Here is a 13,976-nt window from a genome sequence, read left to right as displayed (position 1 = left end):
GTATCAGGCCGAGGATGGTGCCGACTACGCGCAGCAAGCCGAAATTGAACGTCGCGGCGAAGTCGGGCCGCAGCACGATGGCCGCGGTCATCGGCAGCCAATAGCCATGTGGCAGATGCCATTGCCGTGACACCCAGAATGCGACCGTAAGGCACACCGCGCTGCGCACGGCATGACGGAAAGCCACCGAATGCGGCGTCAATGACGCACGGAGCATGGCCAGCGCCGAATCGCTACGCAATACGGCGGGCAGTGGCGTTTCGGCCGCCGCCGCGCGCAGTTCGCCGCGGCTGCCAGCCCAGTTGGCATTACGCACTGCCGCGGCTAACTGGCCCGACAAGGCATGGATGTGCGTGGCCAGGCCATCGGCTTCGCCGCCGCCGGCGAGCAAGGCATTCTCGCTGGCTTGCAGGGTCTGCAGGGCGCGCTCGGCCTGGACGGGCGATTCGCCGGTTTCCAGCGCTTCGCCAATAGCTGCCAACACCCGGGCGGCATCGTTGCGGAACATCGCATGGATGGTCGGATTGGCGCGCAGCTCGGCCATGGCGGTCAACTCGAGGCGGATCCGCTCAGCCAGCTCCAGCAGGACGCCGAACGCCTCCATGGCGCGCCCGCGCGCATGGTGGCGGCCCAGCAGCGTGTGTTGCAGGTTGGTCATGGCCTCGGTCAGCGCCGGCACATCGGCTTCGTCGTGGGCCTGTTGCCTGGCAAGCCCGGCCAGGCCGCGATAGACCCCAGCCAGGGCGTAGCGCTCTGGCCGGTAGCGCTGTAGCGGCCAGGCAGCAACCGAGAACAGGGTCAGCAGAATGCCGCCGGCGAAGATCAGCGCCGCCCCGCCGGCCGCTCCAGCCAGGGAGGTGGGGGAGGCTGCCGTGATGACTAGCAGGATCATGCTGGTCATCCCCACCCGGGCGATGTCTACGCCGAAGACCACCAGCAGGCCGCCGAAGAAGCCGAACAGCGCCGTGGCAGCCATCATGGGCAGCAGATCGCCGCCGATCAGGAAGCCGCACAGCGAGGCCAGTCCGGCGGCCAGCGAGGCCAGCACCAACTGGGTCATGCGCTGCCGGTAGGGGCCGGGCTGGTCCGAGAACATGGTATCGAGCGCGCCGGCGGCGACGCCCAAACCGATTTCGGGGTAACCTGTGACTAACCCGGCCGCCAGGGGGAGTACCACTGCCGCGGTATTGCGTAGCACCACCGGCAATGGCACATCTGGCCGACGGATTTTGACAAGGCTCTCCACCACCGTGGCGCGTAGTGAATATCCGCTGCTGGCCATGCTCGGCGTTCGCTCCTAAACAGTCCGTGCATTCTGCCTTATGCGATATGAACTTGACGGGACACGGACCGCGTTTGTCGCCGTTGGCGATCGCAGGTGAAGTAGCGTCGCGTGGGGGCTAGATCGCAAGACTTAGCATTTGTTCGCAAGTTCCAGGTATACATTAAGCAGGCCGGCGCCGGGGTTGCCGGAAGGATAGCCACCGCCCCGCAGGGAGTTCAGGTTCCAATGAAAACCGACCCGTCACATCTGATCAACGTGTCTTTGCAGCTCTTTCGCAAGAAAGGTTACAAGCGCACCTCCATGGCAGACATTGCCAGCGAGAGCGGATTGCTCAAGGGCAGCATCTACCATCATTTCCCCAACAAGGAGCGGTTGCTGGTCGAGGTCGTCGACCATGTCTGCAATTTGTTCGAGGAGGGGGTATTTGCCACTTCCTTGCGTAAGGACCTTGCCGAGAAGGTGCGTCTGGATGCGATGATCGACGCTGTGGAGAGCTACTACATCGAGCAGCGCCTGTGCACCTTGGTTCACTTGTGGCCGGATGCCATGCAGGAAAGCGCCGAGGCCCGGGAAGTCATCGAACGCTTTTTCAAACGCTGGGAAGATATCCTGGCCTCCCTGCTGGAGCCCAGGTACGGGGCTGAGACGGCCCGGCGGCTGAGTGCCGATGGCCTGGCCAAGATCGAGGGGGGGGTAATCTGGCTCCAGATCCTGAACGACCCGGGGCCCCTAAAAAGATGCAGCGACGAGATCAGAGGATTGTTGTAGCTTATATATGTCACTTTACACGCCAACGTTTGTTTGGTAGAAAACCAAACGTTTGGTTTTATGCAGTTTCGGGTGCAGGCGACGCTGAGGGGAACGTGCCATGCCATCGTTGATGGTCGATCTGGATCAACCGCGCAAGAAGGCTATCGCGATTATGCGCGCAAGTCTTCCCGATGAGCTATGGCGGCGCAATGAGGCATTCGTCGAGCATCTGCGTAAGCTGATCGCCGAGCATCCGGTCGCCAGGCATTCGGCTATTCAGGTGCTGAACGATGGCGGCTTGAGCGCGCAGGCCATGCGAACGATCCACTTGGAATACCGCCACGCGATCGTGCAGATCTTCACCGATGCACTGCTCGCCGCGCAGTTGCAGAGCCGCCAGCTCGAGCCGCGTTTGCGGCCGGGTGCGAAATTGGCGCCGCGCTTCCTGCTTACGCTCAACGACCTGGACGAATTCGGTTTTCGTCCGGGCCTGGATGCCGATGGCTATTACCGCGGTAATCCCACCTATGCGCACTATCCATTGTTCGAGCGCGTGCTGGACGATTACGGGATCAGCCTGCTCGAGCGCCAGACCTATGCACCGAGTTCGAATGCGCGTAGCGTGCGCGAGTTCCTCGAGCACAGCTATGGCAATTACCTCGATGTCACGGTGCTGCTGGCCGCGGCCGAGGAGGAAGTGATCCTGTTTAGCCCGCCGTTGCGTCAGGCTACCAAGGCGGTGGGCGTCGATGTCGGCGATGGCTATTACTATGTGCACGGCGTCAGCCAGGACGAAACGGCGGAGGCGGCCGACGACGATCACGAAAACGATTTGTGGCTGATTTTGACCCAGGCATTGACCCCCGATCAGTATCCGCGTGTGCAGGCACTGTGCATGCGCTATTGTGATCTATGGTCGAACTTCTGGACGCATCAACTGACCATGGCACATGCGACGAGTCATTCCGAAGCGTCGACCTGGGCCAAGGCGGTATAGAAATAAAGTTGTGGGAGGGGATTCTGCTGGATGTGGGATCTCCGCGATGCTTCGCAGGGCGTCGCGGCATAAGGAAGTGTCTGACCGGTCGCATCCCCTGTGCGCGGCCGGTGTTGGCGGATTCGGTACAAGGGGTGCCGGGTCCGTCGACTCTACGACATTTGGGTGGCATGGTCGTGAGACCGCCGCCAGGTCGTCCGAGAGGCTGTACCCGACGGGGTACTGTGCCGAGGGCGGTCACGGATGTCGCAGCCCCCTGGTAAAACCCGGTGATGTGATTGAGCCCGTGCATTTTGCACGGGCTTTTTTTACTTGGGTGGGAGCGCTTGCTGCGCGAGCTTCGGGGCTGAGGAGACCAAGCTTCTCCCGATCGGCATCGGTGTCTGATGCTCAGTTCCCCTGATCACTCCTGTGAACAGGGGAGGGGGGCCATTCGTCAATGAGCTCGTCTGCCCGCACGGCGGGCGACCTCACACATAATCACGCCCGCCCGGCAAACTCGCCGGTCACCGTATTCACCCACACTTTCTCATCGTTCGTGATGTATTCCGGAACCTGTACTTCGATGCCCGTGTTGAGCTTGGCCGGTTTGGTGCGCTTGGTGGCGCTGGCGCCTTTGAGTTCCGGCGCCGTATCGACCACCGTCAGAACGACGCTGGTGGGGACCTGCAAGCCTACCGGAGCATCGTCGATCAACTGCACGTAATAGCCTTCCACGCTTTCGACGATATAACCGCTGTTATCGCCGACCAGTTCGGGCGATAGCATGTACTGCGTGTAATCTTCCGCGTCCATGAAGACGAACGCTTCGCCATCCATGTACGAGAAGTTGGCCGCGCGGCGGACCAGATCCATTTCCTTCAGATCATCATCGGCGCGCAGGCTCAGGTCGAACTTGCGGCCGCCAGGGATCGAATACAGGGTGAAGCGGAAGGTCACGTTGCCACCGCGTGCGGTCGGCGAGCTGCGCTCGATATCGCGCACTTGGTAAACCGTGCCTTCGTGCTCGATGACATTGCCTTTCTTGACGTCGGAAGCTTTCATGATGAGTGAGGAGTTTGGGTGAGGAGAAAGAGCGAGCTTACTTTGGCTGCAGGCGAACCGCACCGTCGAGGCGAATGGTTTCGCCGTTGATATAGCGGTTGCCGAGAATGAACGCGACCGTGGCGGCGAATTCGTCCGGCTTGCCCAGGCGGGAAGGGAAGGGAATCGAAGCGGACAGGGATTCCTGCACCTGCGGCGGCATGCCATCGACCATGGGGGTCCAGAAGATGCCCGGCGCGATGGTGGCGACGCGAATGCCGAAGCGCGACAGTTCGCGCGCCATCGGCAGAGTCATACCGACCACGCCGCCCTTGGACGCCGAATATGCAGCCTGGCCGATCTGTCCCTCGTACGCGGCGACCGATGCGGTATTGACGATCACGCCACGCTCGCCGTCTTCACCGGCCTCGTTGTTCTGCATGAGCGCTGCGCCGGCCTTGGCCACATTGAAGCTGCCGACCAGGTTGACCATCACGGTCGTGGCGAAGGTGCTCAGGGGCATCGGGCCTTCCTTGCCAAGCATGCGACCGGCGCCGAGAATGCCGGCACAGTTGATCACCACATTCAGGCCGCCCATTGCTTCACTGGCGGCGGCGACATTGGCGCTGACGCCATCTTCGGACGTGACGTCGGTGCGAAAAAAGCGCGCGCCATTGCCAAGGGCCTGCGCGGCAGCTTGGCCCTTTTCTTCGTTGACATCGAACAGCGCAACCTTGCCGCCCTGGGCAGTCAGGTGGCGCGCAACCGCATGACCGAGACCGGAGGCGCCGCCGGTGATGATCGCCTTGACTTGATTGAGCTGCATGAAATACCCGCAAAGCCTTGTGGAAAAACACAATGGTAGCCGAGCTGGGCCACGGGCCGCGCGTCAGCCGCGGTTCGGACAGCCGGCCGCAAGCTTAACGTATGAATTTGCGAATGTTTTTTGGGAATCGAATTCATCTACGGTGCACCCCGGCAAAGCCAATCATTTGCCACAACATCCAACGAGGGAGTGCTCCATGAAGAAGTCCTTGTTAGCCCTGGCTGTAGGTGCCGTGCTGGTTGCGTCGGCTGTGTCTGCCTCGGCGCAGGATTGGCACGATCACGATCATGACCACGATCATGGTCACGATCACGACCGTACGGTGGTGATCGAACACGATCGCGGTCGTCACGAAGGCTGGTACCACAAGGGTGGCTATGTGCCGGCCGAGTACCGTGACCGCCGCTATGTGGTGGAAGACTGGCGCAGTTATCGTCTGCGCGAGCCGCCGCGCGGTTATCACTGGGTGCGTAGCGACAACGGCGATTTCCTGCTGGTAGCGGTCGCCACCGGTGTGATCACCGACCTGATCCTCAATAGCCATTGACGATCGAAAGAACCCCGCGCTCGCAAGAACGCGGGGTTCTTCAACTTTTCGCCAGCAGGCGATGCAGCGTATCGTCCTGCATCAAAGCCGGAAACGAACGCACCGGCTGCGGCAAGGGTTGCATATCCTGAAGCTGTTTCTGCCACACGCCGACATCCCACCAGCGTTTGAGCTTGAACCCCGCCGATTTCCATACGCCCGCAGCTTCGAAACCCATCGACTCATGCAGCGCCACGCTGACTTCACCGGGCAGGGTAATGACCCCGACCGCCTGATTGATCCCTTGCAGTGCCATTGTTTCGAGCAACGTGCCGTACAGTTTCCGTGCGATTCCGCGTCTGCGCGCGGCCGCGTCGACATAGATCGACGTTTCCGCGATCCAGTCATAGGCTGCGCGCTCTCGAAATCGCCCGGCATATGCGTACGCAAGCACTTGGCCGGCTTCTTCCCAAATAAGCCAGGGGTAGTGCTGCAAACGGGCCTGGATGCGTTGGCGCATCGCCGCGACGCCCGGCAACTCCGTTTCGAAGGTAATGGCGGTATCGAGCACGGTGGGCGCGTAGATCGCGTGACAAGCCGCGGCATCGTGTTCGGTGGCTATGCGTATGGTCACAATTGTTTTTCCATGCAAATACTCGCCGTGTCGGATCGATGATCGCCAAACGGCGCGCAACGGCGGTAACCGGCGTGTTCGTAAAGTTCCAGCGCTTCGGTCTGCGCGGTTCCGGTTTCCAGCCGGACCAGGCTGCCGCCGTTCGCTCGCACCTGTGCCTCCAGTGCTTCCAGCAGCTGCTTACCCAGGCCCAGTCCGCGGCATGCGGGAAGCACATACATGCGCTTGATCTCGACGTAGTCGCCCATATTCACGCAGGCACCGCAAGCCACCGGTGTCTCTTCGACACGCGCGGTGACGAAGGTCACGTTGGATCGGCTTAACTCGTCCAGCGACACAGGAAAGGGGCTAGGTGCCGAATACCGCTCGGTCAGATAGCCATCGAGCTGCTCGATCAGCGGATGCACGTCTGCTGCGCGCGGATCGTCGATGCGGAAAGTGAGCTGGGGGCTGCTCATTTCTGGTATTTCCAGTTCCTTTGTTTGCCTTCCGTCAGCCACTCCACCGCGGTAGCCATGCGCTTGCTGCGGGTAGCCTCGGTCTTGGCTTCGACGATCCACTCGATGTATTCGCGTTGCATGCTCGGGCTGAAGCCATCGTACGTAGCCTTGGCCGAGCGGTGCTTTTTCAGCAACACGGCAAAATCGGCCGGCAGTTCCGGCGGAGGCTTGGGCGCGGCCTTGGCTCGCGTTGACTTGATGCCGGCATCGTTCAGCGCCATCGCTTTCTTGATGTAGGCGGTGAGTTCGCGTTTGTTAGGAAGATCCTTGAGCGAGGCGATCTTGCCAAAGGACCCCATGCCTTCCGCCGCCTCTCCGCCGACAACCTGCGCCTGCAGCCAGAAACCGAAACTGCAGTGCTGCTTGAACGACGCCATCGAGCACATCATTGCGCCCTTGTAACCGAAATGCGGAAACCCCCATTTCAGGCTTTCTTCCGCTTCGGGGCAGGCTGCGTGCACGATCGCGCGCAGATGCTCAAGAATAGGGCGGGCGAATTCAGCGGACTTGGCGATGTAGGCGTCGATACGTGGATCGTGCGTGGCCATGCGTATGTCCTATAAGCTTGCCGGACCGATGTATGGCAGCCCTGGTCTTTCTCGGGAGAACGGCGGGCCGCCGCACCGGGAAAGCATCGGTGCAGCGGCCTCGTGGGTCAAGACTCGACGCTAGCGAGCGGCGGCGGTGGCGGGAGCCATATCCGCAGCCTGGATGAACTCCGGATCGTTGAATAGCTTCGCGACAAGCTTCTGCATCGCCGCCGGATAGTTCTGGAATGCGGCCGGTATAGCGATGGCACCGATAAAAGACGACTCCCATTGATGGGTAGCGGTCAATGTCTTGTCGTAGACCGTTTCCCCGTCCTTGGTCACTATGAACCTTGCGCCCAGTACGGCTTTGGCGTTCTTTACCGCGCCGCCGTCGAGTTCGTTGTGGGTCAGGGTGCCATCGATGCGCGTCGTCGAGGCGGGATCGAGACGGCCGGCTGCCTTTAGCTCGGTCATTAACGCATCACGCAGGTAACCGGCGAACGTCCCATCCGGCCCGCCAGTCAGCTCCGATCCACGAATGGACAGATGACGATTGGCGACACCTGCGGCCGCATCGACGCTGCCGACCGAGAGCTTGCCAGTGGGGTGGGCAAGCAGGACCTCCGTATTGTCGATGCTTGCCTGATAGGTCATCGCGGGTTGAGAGACACAGCCACCCAGCATGAGCATGCTTATCAGACAGACAATGGCGGCGACGGATCGATGTCGCGTCACCATGTCAGTCGAAAGCATGCTTGTCCGCCAACTGCTTGAGCGCATTCCATGTGATCTGATCCATCGCCAGATTGACAGCAGCCTGCGGCTCCATCGCGGCCAGCCCCTTCGGTCCCTCGTGATTACCGATGGTCGTATAGATGGAATGCTTTACCGTCGTTTCGGTAGTGCGGCCGCCGCGTGTATAGCTGGCAGTGCAAATATAGCCATCGGTGACGATGCTTCCGGCCAGACCGAACGTCAGGCCGGTACCGAAACCTTTGGCGGCAGCGTTGTCGGTAAGCGGCACGTTGTCGATGACAATCTTCAGGATTCCGGCGCCGTCGTGCGGCGTGCCCGATACCTGGGCAAACAGACCCGATTCGGTCGCGGCAGCGATCACCCGCGGAGCGATCCGGGCGGTTGCATTGGCGTTGGCGTTGCCCTTGGTGCGGAACTCGAAAAGCACCTGCACCGGTTCCGGATGGGGCGCGACGGGCAGGTCGGACTTGCTGACATTAGGCAGCCCCGAGTCAACGTACATTTTTGCGGAAATACAGCCTGAGAGCGACAGACACGCGAACACGGCAAAGAAAGCGGCACGCAGCAAGCGCGCCTTCTGACGAATGGCGATCACGATTTTCCCCCTATGCCCGCGGCTCGATGGGCCGCGGCGCTATGCGCTATATACACATACAGGGGAAAGTTGTCACGGCATCCAAGTGTTTTGGGGAATTACAGATCGCGGATAAAAAATCGATCGCAGCTGAAATGACCCGTACCGCCCATCGGTGCGCAGATTTTGCGAAAACCGTGGCGCGCGTAGAGTGCCTGCGCCGCATCCATTCCTGTCAGTGTTTCCAGATAGCAGCGTTTGAACCCGTAAGCACGTGCAGCGTCCAGGCAGCGCAGCATCATTGCCGAGCCGGCACCGATACCGCGCGCCTCCGGCAGGAAGTACATCTTGCGCAGTTCGCAGACATCCTCATCGCCGCCTTCGAGCGGTGAGATGCCGCCACCGCCAATCACCTGCCCCTCGCGCTCGACCACGAAGTAGGCACTGCGCGGCTCGGCATAAGCGTAGCTCATGGTGTCGACTTCGTTGTCGTGGATAGCGAAGCCCGGGCCATCGGCGCCGAATTCGGGCATGACGCGGCGGATGATCGCCGCGACCGTAGCATCGTCGCGTGCTTCAATAGGACGGATCAGGTAATCGCTCATCGTACGTGCCGGTTCAAATAGAGGGTGCCAAATAGGTAGTGCCGTCCTTCATCACGAAGACCGGATGGGCGAGATCGTCGATATGCTGGCTCGGATCGCCGTTGAAGGCGGCCAGGTCGGCGCGCAGGCCTGTTGCGATACGGCCGAAGCGATCCTGCTGACGCAGGATTTTCGCAGCTACAGTGGTGGCTGCGTGCAACGCCTGTGGCGCGGTCATGCCATCGCGCACCATGGCCGCGGGCTCGCGCCAGTTCGTGCCGTGGGCGAACACGCCCACATCGCTGCCGTTGCCGATGGTCACGCCAAGCTTGAGCGCGGTACGGAATGCGCGCTCGGCTTCGCGCATTTTGGCGGTGGGCGCGTCCTGGCCCGGGCGATAGTGATTGAAATACTCTTCGGTCGCGTCCACCGCCGTCAGCGTTGGCTCGTAGGCAGTGCCGTGCTGCTTGAGCAATTTGAAGGTGCTTTCGCTCGCGCCATAGCCGTGCTCGACGCTGTCGACGCCGGCTTCCACGGCCATGCGCACACCAGCATCGCTCGCGGCATGGGCGGCGACCGGACGGCCGATCAAATGGGCGGTATCGACGATGGCTTTCAGTTCGGCAGGAGTAAACGTCGGCGAAGTGTCGCCGCCAGGGCCGACGCGGTAATCGGCATAGAGTTTGATCCAGTCCGCGCCGCGCGCGGCTTGTTCGCGCACGGCGCGCATGGCGGCATCGACACCGCTGACTTCCTGGGCGCCGCCGGGCAGGTCCAGGTCAGGACGAAAACCGTGCGGCCCGGGGCCGTAGCTGGCCGTCGCCACGATCGCCCGTGTTGCGACGAACATGCGCGGCCCAGGAATCAGGCCGTCCTCGATCGCACGCTTGATCGACACATCCGCATAACCGGCGCCTTCCGTGCCGAGGTCGCGCAAGGTGGTAAAGCCCGAAAGCAGTGTTGCCCGTGCATGCGCGGCCGCTTCCAACGTGCGGTAGTCCGTCGGCTCTTTGAGCACCTGGTCGTTCCACAAGGTCTCGTTGTATGGATGCAGGAATACATGCGAGTGCAGATCGATCAGACCCGGTATCAGCGTCGCGCCTGGCAGCTTGACCTGGGTAGCGCCATCGGCATGGATTGTCTCGCGCGGTCCTACCGCGGCGATGCTGTTGCCGTGAATCAGTACGGCCCAGTCCGCATGCGCCAGGTCGCCGTCGCCGGTCCATACGCGTGCGGGTAGCAGCAGGGTGTCATTGGCACTGGCGGCGGCATGCCAGGCGAACAGGCACAAACACAGAAGCTTGAGACAGACGCGCATGCCGTACCCCGTATAGCGACAGGAAGACGCCTATGTAGCGGGGTTCGGGGGGCGATTCAAGAGCGCCGACACCGGCGCTGGGAATATCAGGCCGTTGCGGTGCGCGCGCGCGTCACGCGACTGGCCGTTTCCTTGTGCAGTTGCGCGGCAAGCCAGGCGCCAGCCGCGATCAGCATGTCCAGGTCGATTCCGGTATGCACGCCCATGCCATGCAGCATGTAGACCACGTCCTCGCTGGCGACATTGCCAGTCGCTCCCTTCGCATAGGGACAGCCGCCCGTGCCCGACACCGCGCTATCGACCACGCGCACGCCTTCTTCCAGGCAGGCGAGGATATTGGCCAGCGCCTGGCCGTAGGTGTCGTGGAAATGGACAGCCAGCGCGTCCATCGGTACCTCTTGCGCCACGGCTTTGAGCATGGCGCGCGCTTTACCCGGCGTACCCACGCCGATAGTGTCGCCCAAGGAGACCTCGTAGCAGCCGATAGCGTGCAGGCGCTGTGCGACGCGCACGACGTCGGCGACAGGCACTTCGCCCTGGTAGGGGCAACCCAGCACGGTCGAAACATAGCCGCGCACCTTCACGCCATCGGCGTGCGCGCGTTCCATCACCGGCACGAAGCGCTCGATCGATTCGTCGATCGAGGCATTGATGTTCTTGCGATTGAAGGCTTCGGACGCAGCAGTGAATACCGCAATCTCGGTAGCGCCGGCTTCCCGCGCTCGCGCGTAGCCCTGCTCGTTGGGCACCAGTACCGGATAACTTACGCCGGGCACCTTCCGGATGCCGCGGAATACTTCGGTCGCGTCGGCCAGCTGCGGCACCCACTTGGGGCTGACGAAGCTGGTTGCTTCGATCGTCGTGAGGCCGGTGCCGGACAGGCGATCGATCAGCGCGATCTTCACGTCCGCGGGCAGGATGGCTTTCTCGTTCTGTAGCCCATCGCGGGCGCCGACTTCAACGATACGGACATGATCGGTGGACATGGATACTCCCTCAGCCGGCGGCAAAGCGTACGAGCACGGCGTCGGCTTCGACAAAATCGCCTTGCGTGGCGCTCAGGCTCTCAATGGTACCGGCACGCGGCGCCTTCAAGGCCAGTTCCATCTTCATCGCTTCCATGACCAGCAGTTCCTGGCCTTCCTCGACCCGATCGCCCGGCTTGGCTTTCACCAGTACGATGCGGCCGGGCATGGGTGCGATCACCTGGTTGCCGCCGCAGCCTTCGCGCGAATCCCAGGCGAAGGCGCTGGCACGCATCAGACTGTAGCGACGGCCGCCGGCATCGTGCAGCAGTATGCGTGCCGCATCGGCCTGCAGGGGAATGCGCAGCGACTGGCCGTCGAAGCGCGCGCTAAGCACGCCTTCGACCAGGCATGCGCCTTGAACATCGCTATGGGTGTTGCCGAATTCAAGGCGATAGTTGCCATTGTGGCCATATGCCTGGATCTCGTGGCGCTGTTCGCGCAGCGATAGCGCGACAATGCGTTTGCCTTGATGACCGACGCGCCAGGCATCGGCCCGCGACCAAGGGGAATGCGGGTCGCTTTCCGGTGCGCCGATATGCGCTTCCTCGTAGAGCAATGCCGCAGTAGCCGCGGCGAACAGGGTCTCGGCCGGCACGGCATCGTCGCCCGTCAGGAATTCGTCCAGATGGCGATCGAGATAGCCGGTATCGATGCGCCCCTCAATGACTGCGGGATGACGCGCCAGACGCTCGAGAAAAGCGATGTTGGATTTCGGTCCGACGATCTCGCTCTGCGCCAGCGCATCGCGCAACCGCTGCAGAGCGTGCATGCGATTATCATCGTGGACAATCAGCTTGGCGATCATCGGATCGTAGAAAATCGTTACCGTGTCGCCTTCGATGACGCCGCCGTCAAGGCGCACGTGTGCCGAAGGCACAGGTAAACGTAGCCGTTGCAGCTTGCCGGAGCCGGGCAGGAAATTCTGCTCCGGATCTTCCGCATACAGCCGCACTTCGATGGCATGGCCACGCGCATGGATCTGTTCCTGGCGTAACGGCAAGGGCTCGCCGTTAGCCACGCGAAGCTGCCACTCGACCAAGTCCAGCCCCAGGGTCTCCTCGGTAACCGGATGCTCCACCTGCAGGCGCGTATTCATTTCCATGAAGAAGAATTCGCCGTCCTGGCCGACGATGAATTCCACCGTGCCCGCACCGACATAGTCGACCGCTTTGGCCGCTGCGACGGCCGCTTCGCCCATCGCCGCGCGGCGCTCGGGTGTAAGGAAAGGCGAGGGCGTTTCTTCCAGCACTTTCTGGTAGCGGCGTTGCGCGGAACACTCGCGCTCGTTGAGGTGGATGACATGGCCGAGCTTGTCGCCGAACACCTGGAATTCGATGTGCCGCGGATGTTCGACATAGCGCTCCAGGATCACGCGCGTATCGCCGAATGCGTTAGCTGCCTCGCGTTGTGCCGAAGCGAGCGCATCGGCAAATTCTTTTTCGGCGCGTACGATGCGCATGCCCTTGCCGCCTCCGCCGGCGGCCGCCTTGATCATCAGCGGGAAACCGGTCTGGCGAGCCTGTTCGGCCAGATACGCATCGTCCTGGTTATCGCCGTGATAGCCGGGCACCAGCGGCACGTCGTGGCGTTCCATCAGCGCCTTGGCAGCGGCTTTGGAACCCATGGCGTCGATACTTTCCGGGTTGGGCCCGATAAAGACGATGTCGGCGTCGCGGCAAGCGCGGGCGAAGGCGGTGTTTTCGGAGAGAAAGCCGTAGCCGGGATGGATGGCCTGCGCGCCGCTGCGGCGCGCGACGTCGAGGATCGTATCGCCGCGCAGATACGAATCGGCCGGGCGGGGGCCGCCGATCGGCCAGGCCTCGTCGGCTAGCCTTACGTGCTGTGCACTGGCATCCGCCTCGGAATACACAGCGATAGTGTGGATGCCCAGGCGTCGACAGGTACGAATGACGCGGCAGGCAATTTCACCGCGGTTGGCGATCAGAACGCGCTCGAACATGCCATTTCCTTCAAAGCCCGATCAGGCGTTACAAAGCCGGTAAAACTAGCAGATTGAGGTGGATTAGCCGATGCGCGGCGCAGCAAGAGCTGCCCCTTACCCCGACCTCTCCCCGGCAAGCCAGGGGAGAGGGAGCCGGCCACGAAAGTGCGATGAATCGAGTTTTACCTCAATGTGCTCCCTCTCCCCCGGCTTCGCCGGGGAGAGGGTCGGGGTAAGGGGCAGCTCTTCACTCCGTGACGATGCGGATTCTTTCAAGAAATCCAATACGGCGAGCGCTTGTCGAGAAACGCGCTCAGCCCCTCCTGACCTTCCGCAGAAACGCGCAACCGTGCAATTAACGCGGCATTATCGCGGTCGATCCGTTCAGCCGATTCCCATGTCGTGCCACCCATGCACAAGGCAAGCCGCTTGGCTTCGATCTGCGCGTTGGGGCCGGTTTTGCCGAACAGCTTCAAAGCTGCTTCGACGGCGTCGTCCAGTGCGTCTGCGGCGACGCACTGATGGAGCAAGCCGATGGATAGTGCTTTAGCGGCATCGAACAGTTCGCCGGTAATGAACAGGCGCCGTGCATGGCGCAATCCAATTGCCTGCACGACATAGGGTGAAATCACCGCCGGCACCAGGCCCAGTTTGACTTCCGTGAGGCCGAACTTGGCCGTATCCACGCCAATGGCGATGTCGC

The 13,976-nt window shown here is 61.9% G+C and carries 16 protein-coding genes; 3 read left to right on the top strand and 13 right to left on the bottom strand.

Going from position 1 to position 13,976, the window contains the following annotated elements; genetic code table 11:
- Window positions 1-1,282 (bottom strand): FUSC family protein (locus VIM98_RS07910; protein ID WP_331992555.1); only part of this gene is annotated, 1,282 nt, incomplete at its 3' end.
- 228 nt (window positions 1,283-1,510) lie between these two features.
- Here VIM98_RS07910 and VIM98_RS07905 point away from each other — a divergent pair.
- Window positions 1,511-2,053 (top strand): TetR/AcrR family transcriptional regulator, encoded by a 543-nt coding sequence (locus tag VIM98_RS07905; RefSeq protein WP_331992554.1) that lies wholly within the window; start codon window positions 1,511-1,513, stop codon window positions 2,051-2,053.
- 100 nt (window positions 2,054-2,153) lie between these two features.
- Window positions 2,154-3,032, top strand: a complete 879-nt coding sequence (locus tag VIM98_RS07900) for a hypothetical protein (RefSeq protein ID WP_331992553.1) — start codon at window positions 2,154-2,156, stop codon at window positions 3,030-3,032.
- Between the two features lie 480 nt (window positions 3,033-3,512).
- Here the strand turns inward: VIM98_RS07900 and yeiP are convergent, their stop codons facing one another.
- Complete coding sequence (gene yeiP / locus VIM98_RS07895) at window positions 3,513-4,076, bottom strand: elongation factor P-like protein YeiP (RefSeq protein ID WP_331992552.1); 564 nt, start codon at window positions 4,074-4,076, stop codon at window positions 3,513-3,515.
- Between the two features lie 37 nt (window positions 4,077-4,113).
- Window positions 4,114-4,881: an SDR family NAD(P)-dependent oxidoreductase gene (locus tag VIM98_RS07890; protein ID WP_331992551.1), complete on the bottom strand. Its 768-nt coding sequence runs from the start codon at window positions 4,879-4,881 to the stop codon at window positions 4,114-4,116.
- A 196-nt stretch (window positions 4,882-5,077) separates the two neighbouring features.
- Here VIM98_RS07890 and VIM98_RS07885 point away from each other — a divergent pair, with 196 nt between their 5' ends.
- Window positions 5,078-5,428: an RcnB family protein gene (locus tag VIM98_RS07885; protein WP_331992550.1), complete on the top strand. Its 351-nt coding sequence runs from the start codon at window positions 5,078-5,080 to the stop codon at window positions 5,426-5,428.
- Between the two features lie 40 nt (window positions 5,429-5,468).
- Here VIM98_RS07885 and VIM98_RS07880 read toward each other — a convergent pair whose 3' ends face one another.
- The 10 genes from VIM98_RS07880 to VIM98_RS07835 form a co-directional block, all read right to left on the bottom strand.
- A complete protein-coding gene (locus VIM98_RS07880; RefSeq protein ID WP_331992556.1) occupies window positions 5,469-6,044 on the bottom strand; it encodes an N-acetyltransferase family protein in 576 nt (191 codons plus the stop codon).
- Complete coding sequence (locus VIM98_RS07875) at window positions 6,038-6,499, bottom strand: GNAT family N-acetyltransferase (RefSeq protein WP_331992549.1); 462 nt, start codon at window positions 6,497-6,499, stop codon at window positions 6,038-6,040. The genes VIM98_RS07880 and VIM98_RS07875 overlap by 7 nt, the downstream gene beginning before the upstream one ends.
- Complete coding sequence (locus VIM98_RS07870; protein ID WP_331992548.1) at window positions 6,496-7,089, bottom strand: YdeI/OmpD-associated family protein; 594 nt, start codon at window positions 7,087-7,089, stop codon at window positions 6,496-6,498. The genes VIM98_RS07875 and VIM98_RS07870 overlap by 4 nt, the downstream gene beginning before the upstream one ends.
- A gap of 120 nt (window positions 7,090-7,209) precedes the next feature.
- The gene (locus tag VIM98_RS07865) at window positions 7,210-7,824 is read right to left on the bottom strand and encodes a hypothetical protein (protein ID WP_331992547.1); all 615 of its coding nucleotides are present in this window, start codon (window positions 7,822-7,824) and stop codon (window positions 7,210-7,212) included.
- Window positions 7,811-8,422 (bottom strand): hypothetical protein, encoded by a 612-nt coding sequence (locus tag VIM98_RS07860; protein ID WP_331992546.1) that lies wholly within the window; start codon window positions 8,420-8,422, stop codon window positions 7,811-7,813. Before VIM98_RS07860 ends, VIM98_RS07865 begins: the two co-directional genes overlap by 14 nt.
- A 98-nt stretch (window positions 8,423-8,520) precedes the next feature.
- Window positions 8,521-9,006, bottom strand: a complete 486-nt coding sequence (locus VIM98_RS07855; protein ID WP_331992545.1) for a GNAT family N-acetyltransferase — start codon at window positions 9,004-9,006, stop codon at window positions 8,521-8,523.
- A 13-nt stretch (window positions 9,007-9,019) separates the two neighbouring features.
- Window positions 9,020-10,303, bottom strand: coding sequence for an amidohydrolase family protein (locus VIM98_RS07850; RefSeq protein ID WP_331992544.1), 1,284 nt, complete (start codon window positions 10,301-10,303; stop codon window positions 9,020-9,022).
- 86 nt (window positions 10,304-10,389) lie between these two features.
- Window positions 10,390-11,289 (bottom strand): hydroxymethylglutaryl-CoA lyase, encoded by a 900-nt coding sequence (locus VIM98_RS07845; protein ID WP_331992543.1) that lies wholly within the window; start codon window positions 11,287-11,289, stop codon window positions 10,390-10,392.
- 10 nt (window positions 11,290-11,299) lie between these two features.
- Window positions 11,300-13,291 (bottom strand): acetyl/propionyl/methylcrotonyl-CoA carboxylase subunit alpha, encoded by a 1,992-nt coding sequence (locus VIM98_RS07840; protein WP_331992542.1) that lies wholly within the window; start codon window positions 13,289-13,291, stop codon window positions 11,300-11,302.
- 254 nt (window positions 13,292-13,545) lie between these two features.
- A partial coding sequence (locus VIM98_RS07835) for an enoyl-CoA hydratase-related protein (protein WP_331992541.1) occupies window positions 13,546-13,976 on the bottom strand: 431 nt, incomplete at its 5' end.

This window comes from Dyella sp. (genome assembly GCF_036568765.1).
Taxonomy (GTDB): domain Bacteria; phylum Pseudomonadota; class Gammaproteobacteria; order Xanthomonadales; family Rhodanobacteraceae; genus GSA-30.
This window is presented reverse-complemented; position numbering and strand designations above follow the sequence as displayed.

Coding starts and splice junctions, on each gene's coding strand:
- VIM98_RS07905 (WP_331992554.1), top strand. CDS start 1,511: ATGAAAACCGACCCGTCACATCTGATCAACGTGTCTTTGCAGCTCTTT.
- VIM98_RS07900 (WP_331992553.1), top strand. CDS start 2,154: ATGCCATCGTTGATGGTCGATCTGGATCAACCGCGCAAGAAGGCTATC.
- yeiP (WP_331992552.1), bottom strand. CDS start 4,076: ATGAAAGCTTCCGACGTCAAGAAAGGCAATGTCATCGAGCACGAAGGC.
- VIM98_RS07890 (WP_331992551.1), bottom strand. CDS start 4,881: ATGCAGCTCAATCAAGTCAAGGCGATCATCACCGGCGGCGCCTCCGGT.
- VIM98_RS07885 (WP_331992550.1), top strand. CDS start 5,078: ATGAAGAAGTCCTTGTTAGCCCTGGCTGTAGGTGCCGTGCTGGTTGCG.
- VIM98_RS07875 (WP_331992549.1), bottom strand. CDS start 6,499: ATGAGCAGCCCCCAGCTCACTTTCCGCATCGACGATCCGCGCGCAGCA.
- VIM98_RS07870 (WP_331992548.1), bottom strand. CDS start 7,089: ATGGCCACGCACGATCCACGTATCGACGCCTACATCGCCAAGTCCGCT.
- VIM98_RS07865 (WP_331992547.1), bottom strand. CDS start 7,824: ATGCTTTCGACTGACATGGTGACGCGACATCGATCCGTCGCCGCCATT.
- VIM98_RS07855 (WP_331992545.1), bottom strand. CDS start 9,006: ATGAGCGATTACCTGATCCGTCCTATTGAAGCACGCGACGATGCTACG.
- VIM98_RS07850 (WP_331992544.1), bottom strand. CDS start 10,303: ATGCGCGTCTGTCTCAAGCTTCTGTGTTTGTGCCTGTTCGCCTGGCAT.
- VIM98_RS07845 (WP_331992543.1), bottom strand. CDS start 11,289: ATGTCCACCGATCATGTCCGTATCGTTGAAGTCGGCGCCCGCGATGGG.
- VIM98_RS07840 (WP_331992542.1), bottom strand. CDS start 13,291: ATGTTCGAGCGCGTTCTGATCGCCAACCGCGGTGAAATTGCCTGCCGC.